At 45.9% G+C, this 26246-nt stretch carries 29 protein-coding genes; 11 read left to right on the top strand and 18 right to left on the bottom strand.

Translation table 11 applies throughout. The features are described from left to right. Positions 1 to 305: 305 nt before the first annotated feature. From QFZ51_RS07455 to QFZ51_RS07405, 11 genes are all read left to right on the top strand, one after another. Positions 306 to 3590 carry an Ig-like domain-containing protein gene (locus QFZ51_RS07455; protein WP_429044748.1) on the top strand — a complete coding sequence of 1095 codons (3285 nt, stop codon included), beginning with the start codon at positions 306 to 308 and terminating at the stop codon, positions 3588 to 3590. A gap of 203 nt (positions 3591 to 3793) precedes the next feature. Next, positions 3794 to 4144: a 30S ribosomal protein S6 gene (gene rpsF, locus QFZ51_RS07450; protein ID WP_227024404.1), complete on the top strand. Its 351-nt coding sequence runs from the start codon at positions 3794 to 3796 to the stop codon at positions 4142 to 4144. 4 nt (positions 4145 to 4148) lie between these two features. Further along, complete coding sequence (gene rpsR / locus QFZ51_RS07445; RefSeq protein WP_079470050.1) at positions 4149 to 4421, top strand: 30S ribosomal protein S18; 273 nt, start codon at positions 4149 to 4151, stop codon at positions 4419 to 4421. Positions 4422 to 4427: 6 nt separating this feature from the next. Further along, positions 4428 to 4661, top strand: coding sequence for a 50S ribosomal protein L9 (rplI, locus tag QFZ51_RS07440; RefSeq protein WP_429044746.1), 234 nt, complete (start codon positions 4428 to 4430; stop codon positions 4659 to 4661). Continuing rightward, positions 4642 to 4875 carry a 50S ribosomal L9 C-terminal domain-containing protein gene (locus QFZ51_RS07435; RefSeq protein WP_429044744.1) on the top strand — a complete coding sequence of 78 codons (234 nt, stop codon included), beginning with the start codon at positions 4642 to 4644 and terminating at the stop codon, positions 4873 to 4875. The genes rplI and QFZ51_RS07435 overlap by 20 nt, the downstream gene beginning before the upstream one ends. Positions 4876 to 5019: 144 nt before the next feature. Continuing rightward, the gene (locus QFZ51_RS07430; RefSeq protein ID WP_429044742.1) at positions 5020 to 5178 is read left to right on the top strand and encodes a hypothetical protein; all 159 of its coding nucleotides are present in this window, start codon (positions 5020 to 5022) and stop codon (positions 5176 to 5178) included. A gap of 249 nt (positions 5179 to 5427) precedes the next feature. After that, positions 5428 to 5658: a DUF6169 family protein gene (locus QFZ51_RS07425; protein WP_429044740.1), complete on the top strand. Its 231-nt coding sequence runs from the start codon at positions 5428 to 5430 to the stop codon at positions 5656 to 5658. 29 nt (positions 5659 to 5687) lie between these two features. Continuing rightward, positions 5688 to 6563 (top strand): hypothetical protein, encoded by an 876-nt coding sequence (locus QFZ51_RS07420; RefSeq protein ID WP_429044738.1) that lies wholly within the window; start codon positions 5688 to 5690, stop codon positions 6561 to 6563. 35 nt (positions 6564 to 6598) lie between these two features. After that, on the top strand, positions 6599 to 7222 hold the full coding sequence (locus QFZ51_RS07415; protein WP_429044736.1) for a rhomboid family intramembrane serine protease: 624 nt from the start codon (positions 6599 to 6601) through the stop codon (positions 7220 to 7222). A gap of 53 nt (positions 7223 to 7275) precedes the next feature. Further along, positions 7276 to 8001: a hypothetical protein gene (locus QFZ51_RS07410; protein WP_429044734.1), complete on the top strand. Its 726-nt coding sequence runs from the start codon at positions 7276 to 7278 to the stop codon at positions 7999 to 8001. Positions 8002 to 8048: 47 nt separating this feature from the next. Continuing rightward, complete coding sequence (locus QFZ51_RS07405) at positions 8049 to 8450, top strand: hypothetical protein (protein ID WP_429044732.1); 402 nt, start codon at positions 8049 to 8051, stop codon at positions 8448 to 8450. A gap of 223 nt (positions 8451 to 8673) precedes the next feature. Here the strand turns inward: QFZ51_RS07405 and QFZ51_RS07400 are convergent, their stop codons facing one another. From QFZ51_RS07400 to QFZ51_RS07315, 18 genes are all read right to left on the bottom strand, one after another. Next, positions 8674 to 9777 (bottom strand): D-TA family PLP-dependent enzyme, encoded by a 1104-nt coding sequence (locus QFZ51_RS07400; protein WP_429044730.1) that lies wholly within the window; start codon positions 9775 to 9777, stop codon positions 8674 to 8676. A gap of 39 nt (positions 9778 to 9816) precedes the next feature. Then, the gene (locus tag QFZ51_RS07395; protein WP_429044728.1) at positions 9817 to 11130 is read right to left on the bottom strand and encodes a gluconate:H+ symporter; all 1314 of its coding nucleotides are present in this window, start codon (positions 11128 to 11130) and stop codon (positions 9817 to 9819) included. A 48-nt stretch (positions 11131 to 11178) separates the two neighbouring features. Next, positions 11179 to 12456, bottom strand: a complete 1278-nt coding sequence (locus QFZ51_RS07390; RefSeq protein WP_429044726.1) for an ABC transporter permease — start codon at positions 12454 to 12456, stop codon at positions 11179 to 11181. 155 nt (positions 12457 to 12611) lie between these two features. Then, on the bottom strand, positions 12612 to 13985 hold the full coding sequence (locus QFZ51_RS07385; RefSeq protein WP_429044725.1) for an NADH-quinone oxidoreductase subunit N: 1374 nt from the start codon (positions 13983 to 13985) through the stop codon (positions 12612 to 12614). Positions 13986 to 14049: 64 nt separating this feature from the next. After that, positions 14050 to 15486 (bottom strand): complex I subunit 4 family protein, encoded by a 1437-nt coding sequence (locus tag QFZ51_RS07380; protein ID WP_429044723.1) that lies wholly within the window; start codon positions 15484 to 15486, stop codon positions 14050 to 14052. A 33-nt stretch (positions 15487 to 15519) separates the two neighbouring features. Continuing rightward, positions 15520 to 17418, bottom strand: coding sequence for an NADH-quinone oxidoreductase subunit L (nuoL, locus tag QFZ51_RS07375; RefSeq protein WP_429044722.1), 1899 nt, complete (start codon positions 17416 to 17418; stop codon positions 15520 to 15522). A gap of 54 nt (positions 17419 to 17472) precedes the next feature. Continuing rightward, the gene (gene nuoK, locus QFZ51_RS07370; protein WP_429044720.1) at positions 17473 to 17790 is read right to left on the bottom strand and encodes an NADH-quinone oxidoreductase subunit NuoK; all 318 of its coding nucleotides are present in this window, start codon (positions 17788 to 17790) and stop codon (positions 17473 to 17475) included. A 51-nt stretch (positions 17791 to 17841) separates the two neighbouring features. Then, positions 17842 to 18336, bottom strand: coding sequence for an NADH-quinone oxidoreductase subunit J family protein (locus tag QFZ51_RS07365; protein WP_370909279.1), 495 nt, complete (start codon positions 18334 to 18336; stop codon positions 17842 to 17844). Positions 18337 to 18395: 59 nt separating this feature from the next. Next, positions 18396 to 18899 carry an NADH-quinone oxidoreductase subunit NuoI gene (nuoI, locus tag QFZ51_RS07360; protein WP_370909278.1) on the bottom strand — a complete coding sequence of 168 codons (504 nt, stop codon included), beginning with the start codon at positions 18897 to 18899 and terminating at the stop codon, positions 18396 to 18398. Positions 18900 to 18952: 53 nt separating this feature from the next. Further along, on the bottom strand, positions 18953 to 19996 hold the full coding sequence (gene nuoH / locus QFZ51_RS07355) for an NADH-quinone oxidoreductase subunit NuoH (RefSeq protein ID WP_370909277.1): 1044 nt from the start codon (positions 19994 to 19996) through the stop codon (positions 18953 to 18955). A 21-nt stretch (positions 19997 to 20017) separates the two neighbouring features. After that, positions 20018 to 21106, bottom strand: coding sequence for a 2Fe-2S iron-sulfur cluster-binding protein (locus QFZ51_RS07350; protein ID WP_370909276.1), 1089 nt, complete (start codon positions 21104 to 21106; stop codon positions 20018 to 20020). 76 nt (positions 21107 to 21182) lie between these two features. Next, on the bottom strand, positions 21183 to 22547 hold the full coding sequence (gene nuoF, locus QFZ51_RS07345; protein WP_429044718.1) for an NADH-quinone oxidoreductase subunit NuoF: 1365 nt from the start codon (positions 22545 to 22547) through the stop codon (positions 21183 to 21185). A 64-nt stretch (positions 22548 to 22611) separates the two neighbouring features. After that, on the bottom strand, positions 22612 to 22800 hold the full coding sequence (locus QFZ51_RS07340; protein ID WP_420987513.1) for a hypothetical protein: 189 nt from the start codon (positions 22798 to 22800) through the stop codon (positions 22612 to 22614). Positions 22801 to 22823: 23 nt separating this feature from the next. After that, complete coding sequence (gene nuoE, locus QFZ51_RS07335; RefSeq protein WP_079469428.1) at positions 22824 to 23327, bottom strand: complex I 24 kDa subunit family protein; 504 nt, start codon at positions 23325 to 23327, stop codon at positions 22824 to 22826. Between the two features lie 42 nt (positions 23328 to 23369). Further along, positions 23370 to 24590, bottom strand: a complete 1221-nt coding sequence (locus tag QFZ51_RS07330; RefSeq protein WP_370909273.1) for an NADH-quinone oxidoreductase subunit D — start codon at positions 24588 to 24590, stop codon at positions 23370 to 23372. 12 nt (positions 24591 to 24602) lie between these two features. Next, positions 24603 to 25118: an NADH-quinone oxidoreductase subunit C gene (locus QFZ51_RS07325; RefSeq protein WP_079469430.1), complete on the bottom strand. Its 516-nt coding sequence runs from the start codon at positions 25116 to 25118 to the stop codon at positions 24603 to 24605. A gap of 45 nt (positions 25119 to 25163) precedes the next feature. Beyond that, complete coding sequence (locus tag QFZ51_RS07320; protein ID WP_142683785.1) at positions 25164 to 25727, bottom strand: NADH-quinone oxidoreductase subunit B; 564 nt, start codon at positions 25725 to 25727, stop codon at positions 25164 to 25166. Positions 25728 to 25749: 22 nt separating this feature from the next. Then, positions 25750 to 26241 (bottom strand): NADH-quinone oxidoreductase subunit A, encoded by a 492-nt coding sequence (locus QFZ51_RS07315; RefSeq protein ID WP_325640829.1) that lies wholly within the window; start codon positions 26239 to 26241, stop codon positions 25750 to 25752. Positions 26242 to 26246 lie beyond the last annotated feature (5 nt).

The following is a 26246-nucleotide window of genomic DNA, read 5'->3' as shown; positions in this document are numbered from 1 at the left end:
TGGTAAACTTTTTTCAAAGTGTGTGCCAGCGGGATGAGGGCTGACAAGATGACAACACACAAGTTGAAAAAATATTAAATATGAATATTACGGCTGTGAATATACACTACCTGGGTTTATCCATCATTGTAATTTAATTCTGAAAAAAGGGCAGTGCAGAAAATATCTATAACAAATATTAAAATAAAACCATATTACATTCCGTCAAATTAACAAAATAATCATATTAAAAAAACCGCCGAGAGGGTTTATTCAGTAGATTTATTGTATCGAAACCCGGATTCCCCAATTTTTCAAATATTACTATGGAAAGACCTCTACTCATCTTCTTATTTATGGCTTTTTTTGTTTGTGGTAATGTAAGCGCACAAACCAATCCGGCTGTGCAGCCATTACCGTATGAACAAAATTTTGACGCGTTACCATCGACTGCTGTGATATACCCGGCGGGATGGCAGGGATGGCTGCTCAGCGGCGCTCCTTCCGGCAGCTTTAATACAGCGGCACCGGCATCCGATAAACCAATGATCAGTAACGGCAGTGCATCGGCTACCGCCAATGGTGTTTATAACTACACCGGTAAACTGGGCTTCCTGAACAGCGGCAGCGCCGACAATTCACTGGTGCTTTCCCTTAGTACCAGCGGACAGCAGAATGTACGTTTAAGCTACGATGCCATGACCATCAGGAATCCTTACGATGGCAACTCCAATACAAGGATCAATGAAATGGTTATTCAATATCGTATAGGCGTAACCGGTACCTTTACCAGTATCAATGAAACGGCCTATCAGAATGACACCATTCAGCAAACCGGTTCAGGTGTTACCTCACCGCAGCACCTGGTGAATATGTCAGTGATACTGCCGCCGGATTGTAATAACCAGGCAATACTGCAACTGCGATGGGTAAACCGCCAGATCAGCGGCGCCGGCTCCAGGCCGGGATTTGCCATTGATAACATCACTGCATCCGGCAGTGGCAGAGATACCACTCCCCCGGTAATCACCCTCCTGGCACCGGTTAACGCGGCAGCAGACGTGTCGCCTGTTACATCTCCCGAAATTATATTCAGCGAAAACATAAAAGCCGGTAACGGGTACATCAGGTTGCACAACAGTAACAGCGGAATAACAGACAGTTTTCCGGTGACCGGTAACGCTATTGTAATTAATAACAATGTGCTTACCCTGAAACAAATCCTGCAACCCCACAGTCATTATTACATCACGCTGGACAGTGGATTAGTAAAGGATCTGTCGGATAATAACTTCACAGGTATGGCAGATACCACGCAATGGAATTTCACTACTGGCAGCCAGGAACTCAGCTATAACTTCAACGACTGTACGCCAATTGGCAGCAGCCAGTTGAGCGGGGGTTTCACACAATACAGTGTAACCGGCGCGCAGCTATGGGGATGTACAAATTTCGGTCAGCAGAACAGCAATGGTGTACAGATAAATGGTTACAGTGGCGGAGCTGTTGAAAATGAAGACTGGCTGATATCTCCCGTATTTGATCTCACCGGTTTGCAATTCCCGCTGTTACAATTCAGCAGCCGCACTGCGTTTGCCGGCCCCGCACTTAGCCTGCGTGTTTCCACTAACTACACCGGCAGCGGCGATCCGCGCAGTGCTACCTGGACTACGCTGAATGGCCGTTTTCCTGAACCCGGCAGCGACGTGTGGACGTTATCTTCCGGTATTAATCTCGCTGCCTACAAACAGACAGGCGTTTATATTGCTTTTGTTTATACATCCGGCCCTGCCGTTCAGGCGGCACGCTGGACGATTGATGATTTCAGGCTGACGGATACCACCGCTGCGCCGGCGCCGAGTTTGAACAGCAGTCCTGCTGCTATTGACTTCGACTACGTAAAATCCGGGCAAACATCAGAAGCACAGCGTGTTAGTTTCTGGGCCAATGATTTTACCGGAGAGCTGAAAATCACTGCCCCGGCAGGTTTCATGGTATCAGGTGACAGCTCCAGTTACAGCAGCCAGGTTATTTTCACTGCAGCAGCATTGGCTGCCGGTCCGCAGGAAGTATTTGTAAAATTCGCTCCCACGGCTGCTGATCAGGCTTACAGCGGCCAACTTACCTTCAGCGGTCCCGGTTTCCCCAGCCGTTCCATTGCACTCAGCGGCACATCGTTGCGGTCATTAAAAGTGGTGAACTGGAATATAGAATGGTTTGGCAGCCCGGCTCAAAACCCGGCCAACGATAGTTTACAGCAAGCCAATGTAACTACCATCCTGAAAAAACTGGATGCCGATATTTTTGCGTTGGCAGAAGTAGTGGACACCGCCCGTTTCCGTGCGGTGGTGAGCCAGTTACCGGGTTATAGCTATGTGTTATCTGACTTTGGTTCTTATGCAGATAGTACCACGGATGCTGATTATGTTTCGGCGCAGAAACTCGCGTTTGTGTATAAAACGGCTGTGATCCGTAAAATCAGCACTTACGGCATATTAAGACAGGGAGGCAGCAGCAATGCTTATTATAACTGGTCGTCCGGCAGGTTCCCTTATGAAATGGAGGCTACTGCCAAACTGGGTAATGACTCGGCGCGTATCCGGTTTATATTATTGCATGCGAAGGCTAATACAGGTACAAAGCCCGAAAAGATTACTTCCTGGAATCGTCGCAAAGATGGGTTGAAGGAGTTGAAAGATACGCTGGACGTGCAATATCCGTATAGCAATATTATTATGCTGGGAGATTTTAATGACGATCTGTCAAAAACTATTACAACGGAGTTATTACCGGATACTACTACTTCATATATTGACTTCATCCGCGACAGTATCAATTACCGGCCGTTGACCCTGCCCTTGAGTTTATCGGGTCAGCGTTCCACCGTCAGCTACGCCTCGGTGATCGACAATGTGATCGGTTCCAACGAGGTGGGTGTTGCTTATTTACCGGCATCCGCACGGATACAAACCCAGGTAGCGGGGCTGGTAAGCAGTTATGGTACTACTACCACGGATCATTACCCGGTATTAAGCAGGTATAATCTGGGTATTTTGGGTAATCCTTTACCAGTAGAAAACTTCGATGCCCGGGCCGATGGCGGTAAAGTGCTGGTTAGCTGGCATACGCCTTATGAAATCAACAGCAGCAGGTTTGTGATAGAACGTTCCCGGAATCTCCGGACTTATGAGGCGGTGGACACGGTGGCTGCTCATGGCAGTACCGCGGAGGCATCCGATTATATTTCCTATGATGAGCAACCCTGGCCGGGATTTTCCGCTTACCGGTTAAAAACAATTGGTCTGGACAGCAGCGTAAGGTACAGTCCGGTTAAAATGGTATTGGTAACGGACAAGGACTTCTGGCGGAAGCTGTTATGGTGCATATTTGGCCACCAGTTGCAGTATTGGCTGGATTGGCCCCGCAGTGGTGATGCTAATATAACGTTGCTGGATGTGCAGGGTCGTGTTCGTTACCAGGGCAGAACTACCTTTGTAAAGGGCAGGAACTACAGAACTATCGCTACCGACCAGTTACCTGCGGGCATATATTTCCTGAGAGTGCAGTCGGGTGAATTGGTGCAGGTGACCAAGATTCTTATTAATCAGTGATCTTTTTTGAAAAAACCATGCAAATGAGACGCCGCCCTGCTTACCGGGGCGGCTTTTTATGTATGGGTATCAAGTAATTACGCATTATTCTCTATAAAAGGCAAGATATTTAGGGAAATCGGCCTTTCATGCGTGGAAATAAGGAATAGTTCAGTATCTTTGCGGTCCTAATTTTTTAATTAAACCATTTAAAACAGGGAATTATGAACTACGAATTGATGGTGATCTTTACCCCTGTGCTTTCTGAGGACGACTACAAAGCCGCCCAAAAGAAATTCGCTGATATCATTAAAGATAACGGCGGAGAAATCACGCACGAAAATCCCTGGGGATTAAGATCACTGGCGTATCCTATCCGGAAGAAGACTACAGGAATGTATGTTGTTCTGGAATACAATGCGCCATCCGACCTCAATGAGAAGCTGAAAATCCAGCTGAATCGCGATGAAAATGTATTACGTCACATGATTACTGCGCTGGACAAGCACGCTGTTACTTACAACGGTCGCAAAAGACATGGCGTAAATGCTGAATCTAAAACCACTGAAGCTTAAAACTATGGCAGTTAAACCGAAACAAGAAATCAAGTACTTAACGGCCGTAAAAACCGAGAAACGTCAGAAGAAATACTGCCGTTTCAAGAAGTTGGGCATCAAGTACGTAGATTACAAAGACGCGGAGTTTTTGAAGAAATTTTTGAACGACCAGGGCAAGATGTTGCCACGTCGTATTACGGGTAACTCCCTGAAATTTCAGCGTAAAGTAGCCCAGGCTATTAAGAAAGCTCGTCAAATGGCTTTATTGCCTTATGTTACTGACCTTTTAAAGTAAGAAGTTATGCAAATTATCTTAATACAAGACGTAGATAACCTGGGTCAGAAGAATGAACTGGTTAGCGTAAAAAATGGTTACGCCAGGAATTTCCTGATTCCTCAGAAATTTGCGGTAGAAGCAAGCCCTTCCAACATGAAGCAGCTTCAGGAACGCCTGAAAGTGCAGAAAGTGAAAGAAGAGAAACTGCTGGCTGAAATTGCGAAAGTAGTAGAAGTGTTTGAAAGCTTCTCCTGTTAAAATTGGCGCTAAAACCGGTACATCCGGTAAGATCTTCGGTAGCGTAACTGGTGTTCAGATTGCCCGTGCAATTAAAGAACAGAAAGGTTATGAAATTGACCGTCGCCGCATCCACATCCTGGATGATGTTAAAGAACTGGGTACCTACAAAGCTCGCCTCGATTTCGGTAAAGGCAACGAAACCGAATTGGAATTTGAAGTAGTAGCTGAGTAATATTCCAACTTGTTTGGAAAGAAGAAAGTCCCGGGCTGAATCAGCCCGGGATTTTTTTTGTATCAATATGATTGCATTTATGTTTCATTAACGAATGGCAACTGAGTTGTTGATAGATTTGGTTATATTTGTAATGTAACCACAATGAAACCAGCAAAACACATATCAACACCTGATCCTAAATTTGTCGCTATTTTAAAAAGAATGATAGCAGACAAAAAGATAATTCATGAGCATATCCGAAGCGGAAAAAGCTTAAGTGAATTAGAAGCTAAAGGATTTAAGTTTGTTAAGTTCCTATAACGTTTCCCAGCTAAAAGAAGGAGATTATTTATTCACTACCGATTCCGGCATTGTATATAGTGTATATATGCTAGATGAGTCATTATACTTTGATGCATATCCTGAATTTTCAGCTGATGTGCATACACTCGGTTTTGATATGATATCTAATCCCTTAAGGAAAACGCCTTTTGATAAGAGGGTGCGGGTCACTATTTCCAATATTATCATTGATTATCTGACGACTCACCCGGAAAAGGTTTTCTTTTTGTGTGCGATAGTGCCGATGCCCGGGAAAAAAGCAGAATGAGGATATTCGAATTATGGTATCATCAACGGCAAACAGATACGATTGAAAAATACAACGAATCTATTCATACCGCAGATATGGATATCTATTTTTCTATCATTATTCATTCGAAAAACAACCTGAAGAACTATATCCTTTCCTGCTTTCGCCAACTAACCCAATCCACCGCCGAAAAACTCAAATCTTATTAGTATTTTCATACCAATATTCCGCCATGAGTATGAAAAAAATTATCTTCTTCTTTATCGTTGTTGTTACCGCCTCGGCCTGCAGCACCAGGAATCACAGGCCCGGACTTCCCCGGCTGACCACCATCAGCATCCAGGGAGAAAGCATGCCCCAGTATACCTTCCGGTATGATCAGCAGGGCAATCTCGCTGAACTGGTACATCACCGGCCATTAAACGATACCATCAGCACTTTTTCCTATGATCATTCCCACCGGATTACCGGAATGGTATTATCCAACCGGGAAAATAACGTCACAGCAGTAAAAGAGCGCGCTAAAGTCACTTCCTGGGATAAAGATGGTAACATCGCTACCGTACAATACTTTGATGCAAAGGAACAACTGCTCCGCGTTGCCAATGTTCGCTGGAAGAACGGGTTACCCGCTGCCATGAAGTACTCCGATTCCACACAGGCAGTCAGCTGGAATTATGATGCCGCAAACCCTGTAAGAAAAGATATCTGTATCGATAGTTTCTCAGGCAAAAAAGAAGATACCTTAGTTACTTTGAGAACTGCAAAATACGAATGCGAAGATTCTATTAACCCCCTGCATCCCCTGGCCAATCAGTTGCTGCTCAGTCATGCTGTGGCTCCGGTCGTTAACCTTTCTCCCCAGGGTGACTTATCAGACACTTTTCTGCACCTGAATACCCATAATCCTTTTCTTATCAAGATTACAGAAAAAGAAAAAACACGCTGCCAGCAAGGTTTATTCGAATATGACCGCACTACCACTGTTCAATATGCCTACTATTTCAACGGCGGCCGCCAATATCCGGCTGGCGCCTGGGTGCATTTACACAGTGAAGGATATACCAAATTGGGAAGCGACAACCATTTTGCACTTGAATATCAATACGAATAACGCGCAATTGGGGATTTTTCATTAACTTTTAGGAGATGAAAATCACAGACCGATTAAAGGCGATGCCGGTTACACTGGTGTTGATCGGCATAAACGTACTCGTATTTCTTTACACCATACTAACAGGAATGAATATATGGTGGGGAGATGGAACCCACCTGCTGCATGCCGGCGCCAACTATTGGTCACTGACCATAGAGCAACAGCAGTACTGGCGGCTGTTCGTCAGCATGTTCCTGCATGCAGGAATGGGCCATCTTTTCACAAATATGCTGGGACTGTTTATTGGAGGCATTTTCCTGGAACCGGTATTGCGTAGTTTCCGTTATGGCCTTGCCTATATGATCACAGGATTAATATCCGACTATGTCAGCATCTGGTATCATAAAGGCGCAGTGGGTGTAGGCGCTTCCGGTGCTATTTTTGGTATTTACGGTGTATTCCTGGCGCTGCTCACCACTCCCCTCTTCCCGGCGGAGATAAGGAAAGCGTTTCTGGCTTATATTGGTTTATTTATAGCATTAAATGTAATCGCTGCTGCGGTTTCACAAGGAGTGGATAATGCAGCGCACCTGGCTGGCTTTCTGAGCGGCGCCCTTACCGGGTATCTTTTCTTTTTTACACTGACAAAAGCAGATGGGGAAAGACTTACCCGCTAAACCTCTTCCGAAATTCTAAATACTTACATTTGTACACTTAAATGCAACAAAAGATGATGAATAAGTTATGGTTTCTGCTGTGTGTATGCGCAATAATGATATTGAGCTGCAAAAACAAAACAGCAGTTAACACCAACGCCACTGCCAACGATTCCACACCGCCTGCTATTAATAAAACTCCCGATGATACCGTTCAGCTGGGTAATAAAACCTTCTTCGTGTACTTTATCGAAAAAACAGATTTCGATAAATTTCCGCTTGCTCCCCCGGATTCCAGCGAAGCAGATGTACTGGCAAAAGACAGCCTCGTAAAAAGGGAAGGTAATAAACTAACCATCCAGCTGGAAAATGGAAAGCAAAAGATCATGGCGAATAACAACAACGACGGCGAAGATTATATCGGCTATACCTATGCCGGCAGTTATCCAGCTATCAAAAGAAAAGGATTTTTTATTACCTACTACGAAGGCAGTGCCTTTGAGCTGGTAAATACCCTGAATGGCGATTCTATGGTAACCTGGTCGGCCCCCGCCGTTTCACCGGATAAAAAGTATATCATCACCGCATCAATGGACCTCGTAGCCGCTTTTGATCCTAATGGGTTTCAACTGTTTTCTGTAAATGGTAACGACATAAAAGCCGTGGGAGAAGCCAGCCTCGACGACTGGGGTCCGGGCCTGGTACACTGGATCAATAACAAAACCATTCTATCTGAATACATTACAATAGACGAGGAAGGAAATACACAAATACGCTATGTAAAAATGGTAATGCAATAACAGTATTTAGTATATTTAGTGAGATATCGCATATCAAATCCACGCTCATGAAAAAACTGTTCACCGCTGGTTTATTAATAGCACTCACCTGTTGCTATACCGCTTTTGCCGCGCTCTCCCCAGTTAATACAAGATTTCAGGCGCCTACCATGAATGTGGAGGGAACTGCCAGTTCAATCGTGAGCAAACTGGATAAATCGTTGATCCTTACCGAAACGCAAAAGCCCAAACTACTTAATATCGTGACTAATTACCTGCGACAAAAAGTCAATATCCAACCACTGCAACAAAGTAACCTGAAAGCTTATACTACCAAGATGAACAGTATGCAAAATGGATTGCATGCAAAGCTGAAACCCCTGCTAACACTCACACAATACACAGAGTTCCTGGGGCTAAAACCTAAATCCTTCGACGACACAAATGTTTTGTCGCAATTATATTACTGAGCAACGCGGATGTTGTCTTTCTCGCTGATTACGCTGATTATACTGATTACTTGATTTTTACTTTTGGATTTTATAAAGGATTAAGGGAGATAGAAGCGGATATATTCGCTCTTATCTCCCTTAATTATTATTGAATCTAAAAATCTAAAAAAAATCCAAAAGTAAAAATCAAAGTAATCAGTATAATCAGCGTAATCAGCGAGAAAGACAACATCCGCGGTCCTCAGATAATAATCTGCCGGTCGCGCGCTACGATACGCCAGTTGGCGCCCACCGCATTGCGCTCCGCTACATATGCTTTTTCATATAGCGCCACGGTGGGGCATATATGTTTTGGTACTCCATACAACACTGTGCCAACGGGATATTGGGTTGCATCCGCTACTTTCAATACCAGGTGCTCTTCACTCTGCGATACAGGTTCTGCTGCCGGTGCATTCAGGAATTGCACCCGTGGCTGCGGATTCTCTGCTGCTACGGATTTATGCCCGAGATCAACGCAAATATGCTGTTCATCGATAACAGAAATCACGCGGCTGATTACCAACGCAGCCCATTTAAACGGCTGCTCCGGCAGGTTGGCTGCATAACCCGCATCCCAGAAAATGAAAGTACCCGGACTGCAAGTGATACCTTTCCTTGCTGCATGTACCGGGAACGTGGGTGTGCCACCTGCAACAATCTCCGGCTGTGGTAACCCACTATTTGTTACAGCCGCTGCCAGTGCAGCAACAGGTGCATATGCTTCATCACAACGCCGTTTTCGTATATCCATATCCGTATCATGCAGGTGACCGTCGTATGCGTGTAACCCTACAGGCACTACTCCCGGCAAAGTGTTAAGATATTGGTATAACTCCAGCGCGTCGGGCCCGGGCCTGATACCGGTGCGGTTCATTCCTACATTAAGATCCACATATACGGGCAACCGGCGCCCCTGCGCAGCGAAAACAGTACTGATAGCCAGGGCAGCATCAGCGTTGTCGGTAACACAGGAAAAAACGGTATGCGGATACTTCTGTACCAGTTCCAGCAAACGCACAATCTTCGGTCCCACCGGCTGATAAGCCATTAAAGCATCAGCTGCATTTACCATCCCCAGCATCTCTCCTTCGGCAATGGTGGCAAACTTAAAACGCGTTATTCCCTCTTCCATGATCAGCTGTATTACCTCAGCGATCTTACTCGTTTTTACGTGTGGGCGTAACCGTCGTATGTCATCGATCATTGTTTTTAGCAATGAGATGTTATCCTTTATTCTGTCTTTATAAATAACAATTGCCGGAGAATCAATCTGCGCAGCATTTGTAAGTTGACACCATTCCATGCAGAGAAATTTAAACTATACTACGTATAATCATACACGTTATACAAACAAACTTAGGATCAAACAGCCAATTAAACCTGTTACTGATACAATAGTTTCCATTATCGACCAGGTTTTAATAGTGTCTTTCACAGACAAGTTAAAGTATTCCTTAAACATCCAGAAACCGGCATCATTTACATGGGAAAACATCAGGCTGCCCGCACCGGTAGCCAGTACCATCAGACTCGGATTTACACCGGATGCAGCAATCATAGGCGCTACAATCCCGGCGGTTGTGAGTCCTGCTACAGTAGCAGATCCTATACACACCCGGATGATAGCCGCAATACCCCATGCCAGGATTAACGGGTGCAGGTGCATATTCTGAAGCGTGGTAGCAATGTAACTGCTAACCTTGCTGTCGTGCAGCAACTGCGTAAGCGCACCGGAGCCGCCTATTACCAGGATGATAACGGCTACATCCCGCACAGCATCATCCATTACTACCATTACTTTTTTTGCGGGCATTCCTCTTCTCAATCCCAATAAATACATGCCGTTCAACACTGCCAGCAACATCACTATCAACGGCTCTCCCAGCCAGTTGGCCAGTCTGAAAAGAAAAGTATCTTCAGGTATCCATAACTTTACCAAAGCCGTCACCGCCAGTAAAAATACCGGTAACAACGCAGCAAAGAGACTCACAAACATACCCGGCAACTGCTCCTCAGGAATCGGTGGCGCCACAAACATTTTTCCCGGGGGATTGGTGTAGTGTTTCAGGAAACGCGAAAATACCGGTCCCGCCAGCACAATAGCCGGAATAGCCACCATAACACCGTACAACAAAGTAAGCCCCATGTTGGCATGAAACTGCTGTATCAACGCAGTTGGAGAGGGATGCGGCGGCAGGTATCCATGCGTTACTGATAAAGACGCGAGCATAGGAATACCGAGATATACCACCGGTAACTTTGTACGTGCCGCCACGGTGAAGATCAGGGGTACCATCAGCACAAACCCGATATTGTAAAACAAGGGAATCCCCACTATAAAACCAGTGAGCATCAACGACCATTGCACATACTTTGGTCCGAACAGGTTCATTAAACCTCCGGCAATCTTTTGCCCGGCGCCGCTTTCCGCCACCAGCTTTCCAAGCATGCTGCCGAAAACAATCACCACAATCAGGGACCCTAACGTTTTACCTATGCCTGTTTGAATAGACTGCGTGATGTCTGTTACGTTCATATGTAACGCCAGTCCCATCAGCAAAGACACTATAAGGAAAGAGAGGAAAGTATTTAAACGCCACCAGGCGACCAGTATTACCAGCAAGAGGATGGCCGCAATAACAATTAATAAGGGCATACAGCTGTTGTTTTACATGAACATGGAAAACAACAAGATAATAAAATATTATTCGTATCTCAAGGCTATAATCGGATCTAATTTGGAAGCCTTATAGGCAGGATATAAACCTGAAACGAGCCCTACTGCAGCACAGATAGTTACTCCAATAATGATCCAGAACCACGGTACAATGAAAGCAGAGCTCAGTAATACGGAAACAATATTTCCCAGGAGCATGCCCATAATTACACCGATCACCCCTCCCATTACACTGATAATAATAGACTCATACAGAAATTGGGTACGCACCACGTGACTAGTGGCTCCCAACGCTTTGGTAACACCTATTTCGCGGGTTCTTTCGGCTACCGATACCAGCATAATGTTCATCAGTCCAATAGCAGAACCAAAGAGCGTAATAAAGGCAATAACAATAGCAAAGAGGTTTACTTTGCCCAAACTGGAAAAAAGCATTTCTGCAATACTATCGCTCTTGCTGATTTCGAAATTATCTTCTTCATTAATGTTCAATCCGCGTATAATACGGAACAGGCCTGTGGCCTCTCCCTGGGCGGCGTCCATTTGTTTGATATCTTTTACAGCTACTGCTATCTGGTAACTGGCGTTGGGCCGGTTAAATACCCTGCGGGTATTGTTCACCGTGGTGATCACCACGTTATCGGCGCTCATCATTTTGCTGCTGCCTTTTGATGCCAGTACCCCTACTACGCGGTACCGGATGTCTCCCACGCGGATCGTACTGTTCACCACATTTTTAAGCTGTTTACCAAATAGTTTCTCCGCCACATCAATTCCAAGAATAGCCACATTTCTGCCGGACTGAACATCCAGCTGGTTAAAATCCCTTCCCTGTGAAATCTCATAATTGGAAATCTGCAGGTAGTGTTCATCTCCCCCTATCACCTGTACATTGGGATTCGTTTTCTTATCATCTTTGTATACCGTGGCAATACCGGTGGCCTGGAAAGACACACTCACCACAGCCGGGAAGTGATAACGGTCCCGGAAGGCCACTGCTTCCTGGTAACGGATAATTTTATTGCTGTTGGATTTTTTTACCTTTTTTACATGCTTGTTTCCCTTGGAAGCTTTGTTGTTGTCGTCCCCGATATGCACCTGCATCCCCCGGTTACGGATGGAGAAACTGTTGGCGCCCATGCTCGCAAAGCTGCTGTAGATGCTGTTCTTCATACTGTCGATCGCCGTAAGAATACCTACCAGTACCGTGATACCCAATGCAATGATGGACACAGTAAGACCAGTACGCAACTTGTTGCTGGTTACAGAACGGTATGCCAGGGAAAAAATATCTCTTGATTGCATAATAACGGGTTACCTATAAAGTTAACGTAATATAGCTATTTAATCCATTCAATTTGGGATGAACGGCGGGTAACGGCGATCAGTATAAAAGAGAAGACCGAAGCGGATCAGGTAAATCGCTTCGGTCTTCTCCCTATGTTATAAGCTCACAGCTTTTACATCCAGCATAATAACAGGTTCGGGAACAGGCCCAATACCAGCACCAGTGCTATGGCCAGGATCAGGGCAGCCTTAAAACCGCCTGAAACAGGTTCTACTTCGGGTTCACCCTGTTTAAAATACATGGCAATGATCACGCGGAAGTAATAGTACACGCTGATAGCAGCACACAATACTGCTATGATCACCAGCCATAAAATATGACCATGTTCGATAGCCGCGGCTAAAACAAAATATTTTGCAAAGAAACCAGCTGTAACAGGGATACCAGCCAGGGAAAACAGGAACACTGCCACCGCTGCCGCCAGCAAAGGCTCCTTGCGGGCCAGGCCGTTGAATCCTTCAAAGGTATAATCTTTCAGCTTCATCAGTACCGCAAACACGCCGATAGTGGCAATACTGTAAGCGGCGGAGTACAGGATAATTCCCTGTGCGCCCCTGTTATTCATAGCCACTACTGCGAACAGCATAAAGCCCGCCTGCGCAATACTGGAATAAGCCAGCATCCGTTTTACACTCTGCTGGAAAACTGCGCTGAAGTTACCAAGTATCAGGGTCGCCGCTGTGATAATAGAAAGGATCAGTGTCCAGTGTCCGCTGATGCTGCCACCGGCAAAACTGGTGTGGAACATCCGCAGGAAAGCCACAAATCCACCTGCTTTTACTACGGTAGACATAAAGGAAGTGAATACAGTGGGAGAACCATCGTATACATCCGGTGTCCAGAAGTGGAATGGTACTGCAGATACTTTAAAAGACAGGGCAAATACCATCAGGATGATACCGCATAACGCCAACGGATGCACGCTTTCTGCGCCTAGTCCTAATGCTGCAATATCAAAAGTGCCGGCGGCGCCATAAATCAGGGTAATACCCATGAGCAGGATACCGGTAGAAAAAGATCCCATCAGGAAATACTTCAGGGATGCTTCATTACTTTTGAGGCTTTTCTTATCTGCTCCCGCGAGAATATATTGCGGGATAGACATAATTTCAATCGCCAGGAACAACATCAGCAGGTTACTGAACGAGGTAGCCAGCGAAATACCCGCCAGGATAAAGAATACCAGGGCGAAATAATCAGCTACATGTTCTCCTACCTTTTCAAATTCACTGCCCGACAACAGGAAATATAACAAAGTGGCGCCCAATGCTACAGCGTTGAACAACACACCAAATTTGGTCACTTCAATCATGCCATACATGATATACCCGCCCTGCTCTACAGACGGATATTGCGCCAGATTAGCAATAAATGCTATGAGGATGGCCGCGATGGCAAAAAATTTAATATGCTGCTTATTGCGTACAAATAAACCAACAAACATCAGTACAACGCCCGATAAAGCAGTAGAAATTAGTGCATTCATATTTTTGCGTTACAAAACCCCGTTACAAATTTTTCCATTCCGGTATTCAGTTTTTGGCTGAAGATCAGAATAATTTACTTACCACATCAGACGTGCCGCTCACCAGATCCAGCATAGGTTTGGGATAAACGCCCAATACTATGATCATGATCACCACCAGGCTCAGTGCCAGCGTTTCACCCGGCTGCAGATCTGTAGTAGTTTCGGTTAATTCATTTCCTTCGCCAAATATCACTTTCTGAATCATACCCAGGGTATATACAGCAGAGAGAATGATACCTAATCCGGCAAATGCCATAAACCAGTGATTATATTGGAACAATCCGCTGAACATCAGGAACTCACCAATGAAACCATTGGTCAGTGGTAAACCGATGTTAGCCAGACTGATAATAACGAGGAAAATAGCCATGCGTGGCGCCTTCTGTGCCATGCCCCCCATCTGGTCGAGATTTTTGATCCCTAAGCGGTTCTGAATTACTTCCACGATGATCCACAAACCAATGATATTGATACCATGGTTAAACATCTGTACCATTACCCCCTGCAGGCTTTGTTCGTTGTTGGCGAAAATAGCAGCGCACATCAAACCGATGTGGGCAATGGAAGAGTAAGCAATCAGGCGTTTCAGATCATTTTGTACCATCGCAATGCAGGAAGCATAAATGATACCGATGATGCATAATACAATAGCTACATCAGACCACATGGCAGCGCCCTGTGGCACTACCGGCAGCAGCCAGCGGATCACTCCAAATAAACCCATTTTCACCATTACACCGGAAAGGATCATGGTAACAGGAGTGGGCGATTGCTCGTAAGTATCCGGCTGCCAGGTGTGAAATGGAAATACCGGCATCTTGATGGCGAATGCCACAAAGAACAGCCAGAACAGCCATTTCTGGTCATCCGGATTCAATGCCGCACTTGTAAAGGAGGCCCAGCTGAAGGAATGATCCGGTGTTTGAAAGTAGATATAGATAATACCTACCAGCATCAGCAACGAACCGAGGAAAGTGTATACAAAGAATTTAAAGGTGACGGCGATCCGTTTTTCACCACCCCATAAAGAGCAGAGGAAATAAACAGGTATCAGGGCCAGTTCCCAGAATATGTAAAATTGCAGGGCATCGAAAGCGGTGAATACACCAGTTAAGCCAGCCTGCGATAATAACATCAGACCATAAAAGGCATTGGCCTTTTCGTAGTTGCGGTTATAAATAGTAATGAAAACAAGCAGAGAAGCAATCGCTGTAAGTAAGCAAAGCATCACACCCATTCCATCTAATCCAACACGGAATTGACTTCCCAGCTGCGGAATCCAGTCGGCAACAAAGTTCAGGCTGTCGGGAGCAGTACGAAAGCGGCACCACGATCCAATTGCCAACACCACTGTTGCCAGCGATGAGATCATGCCCAGCACTTTTGGCCCGGCCCCCTTCAGACCAAATGCAATAAGGCCCGCTATGAAAGGAATCAATATTAATAAAACTGTCAACATAATTTATCTGCGCTTGTAACTTCTGCTATTGGTTTATAATAAGAATCCGATCACAAATAATACGATCATACCGATGACCATGGCAAAGATGTAAAAACCTACCTGCCCGTTTTGTACCAGGCGGATCTGCTGACCTCCCCATTGTACACCGCGGCCTACACCGTTCACCAGCTTGTCGATACCCGCCTTTTCCACCGTATCACGGAAGAAACGGGACAATTCATACAATGGTTTTACGATAATAGTATCATACAGTTCATCTATATACCATTTGTTTTCGAGCACTTTTGCCAAACCAGTACTTTCTGTACCCGCATCTTCAAACTTCGTAAATTTCTGACGCGCCAGCAGGATAAATACAATCACCAGCACACTGCTCACACCCATCAGCAACCATTCTGTACCATGCGACAGGTGATGTTCCACTGCAAAAGGTGCAGATGGTGCAAACACCGGCGCCAGGTATTCGGCCAGCATATTCTTTGTTCCAAATACTTCGGGTAAACCAACATAGCCACCTATCACGGAAAGCACTGCCAGGATTACCAAAGGAATGGTGATAGCAGAAGGACTTTCATGCAGGTGATGCTCCTGTTCGTGTGTGCCACGGAATTTACCGGTGAAAGTGATGTAGTATAAGCGGAACATATAAAAGGCAGTCATCAGTGCGCCTACCAGGCCCAGTACATATAATACCGGGTTGTTGGCAAATGCCTGTGCCAGGATTTCATCTTTGGAGAAGAAGCCGGAGAAACCGGGAATACCTGCAATCGCCAGGCATCCTACCAGGAACGTCCATGCAGTAGTAGGCATGAATTTTTTGAGGCCACCCATCTTCCTGATATCCTGTTCGCCACCCATTGCGTGGATCACGGAACCGGAACCCAGGAACAGGAGGGCTTTGAAGAAGGCGTGTGTCATTACATGGAACACAGCCGCTCCATAAGCGCCCACACCGAGGGCAAGGAACATATAACCTAACTGGCTCACCGTAGAATAAGCCAGTACTTTTTTAATATCGTTTTGCTTTAAAGCAATAGAAGCTGCAAACAGGGCAGTAGCCAGACCGATGATCGCGATTACTGTCTGGATATGCGGCGCGAGTGTATAAATCACGTTGCTGCGTGCAATCATATAGATACCGGCGGTAACCATGGTAGCAGCGTGGATCAGGGCAGACACCGGGGTTGGACCAGCCATCGCATCCGGTAACCAGGTATATAAAGGAATCTGTGCTGATTTACCCATTGCGCCAACAAACATCAGCATGGCAATAGCGGTGATAACGCCATTGTTCATTCCCAGCGGCGCCGCTTTGGCAAACACATCAGGGAAAGTAACCGTACCAAACTGCAGGATCATGAAGAAGATGGCAATCAGGAAACCAAGGTCACCGATGCGGTTCATCACGAATGCTTTCTTAGCAGCATTGTTATAGCTGGTATTTTTAAACCAGAAACCGATGAGGAGATAGGAACAAAGACCAACGCCTTCCCAGCCAATGAACATCATCACGTAGTTAGCGCCCAGCACCAGAATCAACATGGAAAACACGAACAGGTTGAGATAAGCGAAATATCTTGCGAAGCTTTCGTCACTTTCCTCATGCATGTAAGAAGTAGAATAGATATGGATCAGGGTACCTACGCCGGTGATCACCAGCAGGAACAAGGCACTTAACTGATCTACCTGGAAGGCGAAAGGAATCTGCAGGGAGCCTACAGAAATGAAATCAAACAGGTGTACTGTCTGAGCAGAAAATCCCGGGGCTTTAACTTCCAGGAATATTAATAAGCTAATCACAAAGGACGCCAGAACTGCGCCACTGCCAACAAATCCTACCAGGGACTTGGATAAAAATCTGCGTCCCAATCCATTCACCAGGAAACCCAATAATGGTAAAAATGGTACCAGCCAAACTAGATTAATCATTTATCAATTCTATTTACGACGTCGAAAAATTTAATAATTAAGAAAGCAGAATTATTAATTTTTCAGCCTGTTAAGAATGTTAATATCTACTGAATGTGTGTTTCTGTAGACCATAGTAATTATAGCCAGTCCTACTGCTACTTCCGCAGCCGCTACCACCATAATAAAGAATACAAAGAGTTGTGCAGCCCCTGCATCTACCCGTCCTGCATCTGCCCACATTTTGGAAAATGACACCATCAACAGGTTTACTGCATTCAGCATCAGCTCTATGCACATAAAAATAATAATCGCATTTCTGCGCATCAGTACACCCATCACACCTATGCAGAACAAGGCGATACTCAGGAATATGTAATATTGAACAGGCATAAAATAAATTACGGGTTAGGAATTACGAATTACAACAGATAATCCGTATTACTATTCTTTTTTACCAATTACCACGGCGCCGATCATTGCGCTGAGGAACAAAATACTGCTCACTTCAAACGGCACCACATATTGTTTGAACAGGATCATACCGAGATTTTTAATTAACCCGATATCAGTAGCATTTGTGCTCAATGCCGGCATGCTGGCATCGCGTAATGCAGCTACCAGTACCACCAGTAAAGCCCCCCCGCTGATAGCGCCGGCGTACTTCAGCCAGTTGCGTTTCTGCGGTTCCAGGTCAGCATTCAGGTTCATGAGCATCAGCACGTACAGGAACAATACCATGATGGCCCCTGCATATACAATGATATGCACTACTGCCAGGAACTGGGCATTCATCATAATATAGTGCCCGGCTATGGTAAAGAATGTTACGATCAGGCACAACACGCTCGTCACAGGATTCTTACTCAATACCACGCCCAACGCTGATACCAGCGCCACGACCGACAGCACCATGAAAATTATTTGTTGTATACTCATTCCCATCTCTGCTATGTTTGACTATTGTATTTTTAGCTAAATGTGCGCTGTGAATAATATTATTTGCCTTCTTTCGGATGAGGAATCAGCAGATCATCTTTTCCGTAGATAAAACCTTTACGCTGATAGTTTGCAGGAGCAAAAGTTTCAGACATATACACTGCATCTTTGGGACAAGCTTCTTCACAAAAACCACAGAAAATGCAACGGAGCATATTGATCTCATATTTCGCTGCATACTTTTCTTCCCTGTACAGGTGCTCTTCTCCCTCTTTCCTTTCCGCTGCTTCCATGGTAATGGCTTCAGCAGGACAGGCTACTGCGCACAATCCGCAGGCAGTACATCTTTCACGGCCTTCTTCATCCCGGTTCAGTACATGTAAACCACGGAATACGGGACTGAAATCACGTGTCTTTTCAGGGAAACTAACGGTAGCTTTCTTCTGAAAAAGGTGCTTAAAAGTGATCCCCATACCTTTGGCAATAGCAGGGATGTACATCTTCTCGGCGAATGTCATCGGCCGGCGGTCTACTGCTTTCGCCCTGTTAGTTAATGCTTGCATAATGAATGCTTTATTTAATCCACACGTTTGGTGTGTATTTTAATCAGATAATATTAATGTTGACGTGCCAATACCAGTGCCCCGGTGATCAGCATATTTACCAGTGCCAGCGGAATCATGATCTTCCAGCCCAAACGCATCAGCTGATCGTAACGGAATCTCGGAACGGTCCAGCGCACCCACATAAAGAAGAAAATGAAAAACAGTGTTTTCAGGAACAGCGCCACAAATCCGAGGATGGTGACCATATTCGGATCCAGTCCCAGCTGATCCATATACGGGAAGGCATACCCGCCGAAGTACATGGTAGAGATCAGGGCAGAACTGATAAACATGTTGATATATTCCGCAAACAGGAAGAAACCCAGCTTCATGGAAGAATACTCCAGGTGATAACCACCGTTCAATTCGTTTTCTGCTTCCGGTAAATCGAAGGGAGCGCGGTTACATTCAGCAAAAGCGCATACCAGGAAGATGAAGAAGCCTAATGGCTGATATACTACGTTCCATAAACCATGACGCTGTTGTTCCACAATATCCTTTAAGCTCAGGGAACCGGTCAGCATCAGTAATGCGATCAGGGCCAGTCCCATTGGCAGTTCGTAGGAGATGATCTGCGAAGCGGCACGTACAGATGCCAGCAAAGAGTATTTATTATTGGAAGCCCAGCCGCCAATCATGATACCATACACACCCATGCTCACTACGCCGAAGATGAAAAGGATTCCGATGTTCACATCTGCTATCTGCAGGGAAACAGGACGGCCGGCAATTACCAGGGTATCGCCCCAGGGAATCACGGCACTGGTCATACAAGCCACCAACATCGCGATGGAAGGGCCCAGCACGAAAAGAAAGCGGTTGGCGTTGGTAGGAATAATTTCTTCTTTGAAGAAGAGTTTGCCACCATCTGCCAGTGGTTGCAGCAATCCCATAAAACCGGCGCGGTTTGGACCTAAACGGTCCTGGATCCAGGCTGCCACCTTTCTTTCACCCCAGGTAGAATACATGGCCACTACCAATGAAAGTACCAGCACCCCTGATATCAGGAGTACTTTTTCAATTATAAAAAACCAATCTATGCTTAATAAGGTCATACTTACACGTAATTACGATTGTTACTTCTTAAAATCATCAGAGTGAGCCGGGCCGTCGATCTTCGACAAATCAATGTCCGGTCTGTTTACCTGGCTTTCAGAGTGAATATTAAACAACAGTTTGGGTTGTCTTCCGTCCAATACATCCACCAGCGGATCTTTAGGTTTTACAGTATTCACGTAATGCCCCTGGGAAATAACGCTGTTACGTTCTATTTTGCGTGGACCTTCAATGATCCAGTCTTTTGCTTCTTTTTTATCAAAGCGGCAAACATCGCAGATAAAGTCTTCCACTTCGCCGTATTTATCTTTACGGGCGGTTACGCGGAATACTTCGTCGCCGCGCATCCAAAGCACAGTTTTACCGCAGCATTTTGGATTTTCGCAATTGCGGTGTGCATCTACCGGTTTCAGGAACCATACGCGGTTTTTGAACCGGAAAGTTTGATCGGTTAAGGCCCCTACCGGGCAAACGTCAATGACGTTACCGATGAAGTCATTATCGAGCGACTGGGAGATGTAGGTGCTGATTTCAGAAGCATCACCACGGCCCAGGATGCCATGTTCGCGTTTTTCGGTAAGCTGATCAGCGGTGTACACGCAGCGGTAGCAAAGGATGCAGCGCGTCATGTGCAATTTGATATGATCACCGAGATCTACTTTATCAAAAGTTCTGCGTTTAAATTCGTAGCGGGTGCTGTCGGCGCCGTGTTCGTAACTCAGATCCTGCAGGTGGCATTCCCCGGCCTGATCACATACCGGGCAATCCAGCGGGTGATTGAGCAACAGGAATTCCACTACTCCTTTACGAGCATCCAGTACTTCCGGGGAAGTGATGTTGGCTACTTCCATACCATCCATTACAGTAGTACGGCAGCTGGCCACCAGTTTAGGCATGGGGCGTGGATCGGCATCGGAACCTTTGGATACTTTTACCAGGCAGGTACGGCATTTACCGCCGCTGCCCTGCAGTTTGGAATAGTAACACATGGCCGGCGGCACTACCTCTCCTCCTATCTTCCGGGCCGCATTCAGTATGGTTGTACCGGGTTCCACCTCCACAGAGATGTTATCGATTTTAACCTTAAATAATTTTATTTCCTCCGCCATCTTAATATCTTTTGTGCTCGCGGGGAGCAACGTTTATTTTATATATTGATTCTTTATTTCAGTATATGCATACCCGTTATACAGCAGCTGGTGTTGGCGCCGGCAATGGGTCTGCGTAATGAGCCAGACCGAAATTGCGGGTCTGTGATTCTTCAGGATTTGCCACATGCCATTCAAATTCATCGCGGAAGTGGCGGATAGCTGCTGCTACCGGCCATGCTGCTGCATCGCCAAGCGGGCAGATGGTGTTTCCTTCAATTTTGCGTTGAATATCCCACAGTAAATCGATGTCGCTCATTTTGCCTTTACCATACTCGATGTTCTGCAGCACTTTCTTCATCCAGCCAGTGCCTTCACGGCAAGGGCTGCACTGACCGCAGCTTTCGTGGTGGTAGAAGCGGGCAAAGGTAAGGGTATTGCGCACAATACACTGGTCCTCGTCCATTACAATAAATCCGCCGGAACCCAGCATAGAGCCTGTTGCAAAGCCGCCATCGGCCAGGCTTTCATATGTCATCATACGGGTTTCACCTTTTGCTGTTTTCAGCAGCAGGTTAGCCGGTAACACCGGAACGGAAGAACCGCCGGGGATACAGGCTTTCAGGCGTTTGTTATTTTTGATACCACCGCAGTATTCGTCGGAGTAGATGAATTCTTCGACGGAGATATTCATTTCTATCTCATAAACGCCGGGTTTGTTGATATTACCGCAGGCAGAAATGAGTTTGGTGCCGGTAGATTTGCCGGTACCGTATTTAATATATTCGTCGCCGCCGATGTTGATAATAGGCACTACTGCAGCGAGTGTTTCCACGTTATTTACTACGGTTGGCGATTGCCATAATCCTTTTACCGCGGGGAATGGTGGTTTGATGCGCGGATTACCGCGTTTCCCTTCCAGGGATTCTATCAGGGCAGTTTCTTCACCACAGATGTAAGCGCCTGCACCACGTTGTACGTATATTTCGAGATCGAAGCCGGTGCCCTGGATATTTTTACCCAGCCAGCCTTTATTTTTTGCTTCTGCAATGGCCTGTTCCAGGATGTCCGGAATCCAGGCGTATTCACCGCGGATGTAGATGTAGCAACTGTTAGCGCCGAGGGCAAAGCTGGAGATCAGTAATCCTTCAATGAGGAGGTGGGGGATGAATTCCATCAGGTAGCGGTCTTTGAACGTACCTGGTTCCGACTCATCTGCATTGCAAACCAGGTAGCGCGGAACGCCTTCCGGTTTGGCGATGAAACTCCATTTCAGGCCGGTAGGGAAACCCGCACCGCCACGGCCTCTCAGGCCACTCTTCTTCACTTCATCCAGTACGCCGTCCGGCCCCAGGGTTTTCAGCGCTTTTTCAGCTGCAGCATAACCGCCGTTGCTCCGGTAGGTGTCATAGTACCGGATGCCTTCAATATGTGCTTTATCTAACAGTAATTTGCGTCCCATTGTCTTCCTTATGGTGTAATGTTACCGGTATTCCCGGCGCCATTATCAGATTTGTGTATATCTTTTATGCCTTACGTATGCCGTGTTGCGAAATGCGTTCTGCCAGTCTGTAAAACAGGAGCCCGGCACTTACGCCACAAATAACGGAAACCAGCCAGTTATCGATCCGCCATAATGCGGTGAGTAACGCCATCAGCAGTATTGCTTCCACTACCTGTAATTTGTGGCGCTGATACATTTCCTTAAAACGCATGATCAGGTTATTTTTTGGATGCATCAGTTGGCGTTTGCTTTAGATCTGCATTCTGCGATGATTTCATCTACTTTAGCCGGTGTAAGGTGCTCCCGGTAATGTTTTCCCAATTGCATCATGGGAGCATAACCACAGGCGCCGAGGCATTCCACCGTTTTAAGGGTAAACAGCCCGTCGGCGGTAGTTTCACCTACGCCGATACCCAGCTTATTTTTAATGTAATCAATGATCTGATCAGAACCACTTACCATGCACGGGCCTGTTTGGCACACCTCAAATAAATAGGTGCCTACCGGTTTCAGGTTAAACATGCTATAGAAAGTAGCTACCTCATACACTTCAATTGATTGCAGTTGCAGTAAAGTTGCAACGTAGTCCATTGTTTCTGCACTCAGCCATCCACCAAATGCTTCCTGAGCCAGGTGCAACACCGGTATCAACGCACTTTTCTGCTTCCCTTCCGGGTAGCGTGCAATGATTTCTTTTACTTTATTCAGTTTCTCTTCAGAAAATTGAACCACAGCCATTATTTTATTCAGCTTTAATCTTCGAAATATTCAATAGCGTAACTACGCATCCAGTTCACCTGCGATCAGGTTCAGGCTACTCATACAAACGATCGCATCGCTCAACATGGCGCCTTCCACCAGTTCGGCGTAGGCCTGGTAGTAAATGAAGCATGGACGACGGAAGTGCAGCCTGTAAGGACTACGGCCACCATCGCTGATCAGGTAAAAACCAAGTTCGCCATTGGCGCCTTCCACTGCGTTGTACACTTCACCCGGAAGCATGTCTGCTTCACCCATCACAATTTTAAAGTGATAGATGAGCGCTTCCATCTTTGTATAAACATCCTGTTTTTCAGGGAGGTAATAAGCAGGTACATCTGCGTGGAACACATCTGCCGGCAGGCTTTTCACCTTATCCATGGCCTGGCGGATGATACTGAGACTTTCCCACATTTCTGCGTTACGCACCTGGAAACGGTCGTAGCTGTCGCCGGTAGTACCTACCGGTATGGAGAAGTCGAAATCCTGGTAAGAGCTGTAAGGATTGGCTACACGTACATCGTAATCCACGCCTGCTGCGCGCAGGTTTGGACCGGTGAAGCCGTAGCTGAGTGCCCTTTCTGCAGTGATAGCACCTACGCCCTGTGTACGTTCCATGAAGATACGGTTACGGGTAAGCAGGGTTTCAAACTCTTTCAGTACAGCAGGATATTCGTTCAGGAAGCGTTCTATTTTTGCGAAAGCTGCGGGTGTGAAATTTCTTTCAAAGCCCCCAATACGACCAATGTTGGTAGTAAGACGGGAACCGCAGATCTCTTCATATATTTCGTATATCAGTTCACGGTAGGTCATCACGTATACGAAACCGGTTAATGCGCCGGTATCTACTCCCATTACGGAGCTACAGATCAGGTGATCTGCAATACGCGCCAGCTCCATGATAATAACACGCAGGTAATCCACTCTTTTAGGCGTTTCAATGCCCAGGAGCTTTTCTACGGTCAGTAACCAGCCCATATTGTTAATAGGGGCAGAGCAGTAGTTCAAACGGTCTGTCAGTGGCGTGATCTGGTAATAGGGACGGCGTTCTGCGATCTTTTCAAATGCGCGGTGGATATACCCTACGGTAGAAACAGCGCTCACAATACGTTCGCCATCGATTTCCAGAATGTTCTGAAATACGCCATGCGTGGCCGGGTGTGTAGGACCCAGGTTGAGCGTGGTCGTATCTTTTTCTATAGAGCCTTCCGGCAGCTTTATATGTTGTTTCTGATCTAACATAACCTCGTTGTATTAAAGATTTCCTCCCCTTCCAAACATCTCATCATCTTTATCAATACGCATGGAGTCTTCCAGCGGAAATTCCTTTCTCATGGGGAAATAGGTCATTTCGTCCACATTCAGCACACGGATCAGGTTGGGATGTCCTACAAAGTTGATCCCGTAGAAGTCGTAAGTTTCGCGTTCCATCCAGTTGGCCGATGCGTACAGCTGGGTAGCGGTAAAAACGTCCGGTTTGGCTACGGGTGTGAATACTTTCAGACGGAGCCTGATGTTATCCTGCAGGTTGTGCAGGTGATATACTACTGCCAGTTCTTCGTTTTTCCTGTCGGGATAATGCACTGCGGTGATATCCGTTAAAAAACGAAAACGCAATTCCTCATCATCAAACAGGAATTGCATTACTTTCAGGTTATAATCTTTCTGTGCGGTGAGGGTAAGCAGCCCAAACGGCTCTTCAAAGCCGGTTAGCACATCTCCAAACTTCTCCGTCAGGCGTTGCTGTATGCGTTCGTTTGTTAAAGACATTAACAATTTGAAATTTACGATTTACAATTAACCATTCCCCTCTCCTTACTTGATACCGTAAGACTCCATCAGTTCTTTATACCTGTCGGAGTTACGGCGGCGGAGACTTTCCTGGCCTACCAGGGCCTGTATTTTCATGAAGCCATCGATGATACCTTCCGGTCTGGGAGGGCATCCTGGCACATATACATCTACCGGGATCACCTGGTCGATTCCCTGTAATACAGAGTAAGTATCAAATATACCACCGCTGGAAGCGCAGGCGCCTACGGCCATTACCCAGCGTGGCTCTGCCATCTGCAGGTATACCTGGCGCACAATAGGTCCCATTTTTTTGGAAATGGTACCCATTACCATGAGTAAATCGCACTGTCGTGGCGTAAAGGCCATACGTTCTGCCCCGAAACGGGCCATATCGTAAGTAGCCGCCATGGTAGCCATGAATTCGATTCCACAGCAGGAGGTAGCGAATGGTAAAGGCCAGATGGAGTTTTTACGCGCCAAACCTATTACCTTGTCAAAAGAGGTGGCATAAAATCCTTCACCGGAATATCCCTCGGGGATTTCCACCATCTTCACCTTGTTATTATATTGAACCGGACGAGCCATTGGTTTTAATTTAAAGAGTTAATTAATCTTCCCATTTCAGAGCACCCTTCTTTGTGATATAGATAAATCCACACAAAAAGAAGCCCACAAACATCAGCACGGCCGTAAAGCCTTCCCATCCCAATTCCCTGAAATTAACCGCATAAGGGTAGAAAAAGATTACTTCTACATCAAATAACACGAAAAGAATAGCGGTCAGAAAGTATTTGATGGCTACCGGCTGGCGGGCGTTACCCTTTTGCTCGATACCACTTTCAAAGTTGATAAGCTTGTCGCTGGTTTTGCGTTTAGGACCTAAAAAGTGAGTAGCTAACATCGTGATCCCAACGAAACCTAAAGCAGCAATTAATTGCAGTACTATAGGGAAATAGCTAAAAGGAGTAGTCGTTGCTGACAAAAATACAGTTTCTGTATACATAAGCTTCCCGATAAAAACATTGTCCGAATGCGCAAAAATACTGTAAGTTGACCAATTATCAAATCTATTAAGAGTTAAAATATTATCTTTTTTCACCAACC

The organism is Chitinophaga sp. W3I9, from assembly GCF_050434025.1.
Taxonomy (GTDB): domain Bacteria; phylum Bacteroidota; class Bacteroidia; order Chitinophagales; family Chitinophagaceae; genus Chitinophaga.
Note: the sequence above shows the minus strand (reverse complement) of the source record. Positions and strands in the feature narration are given on the sequence as shown.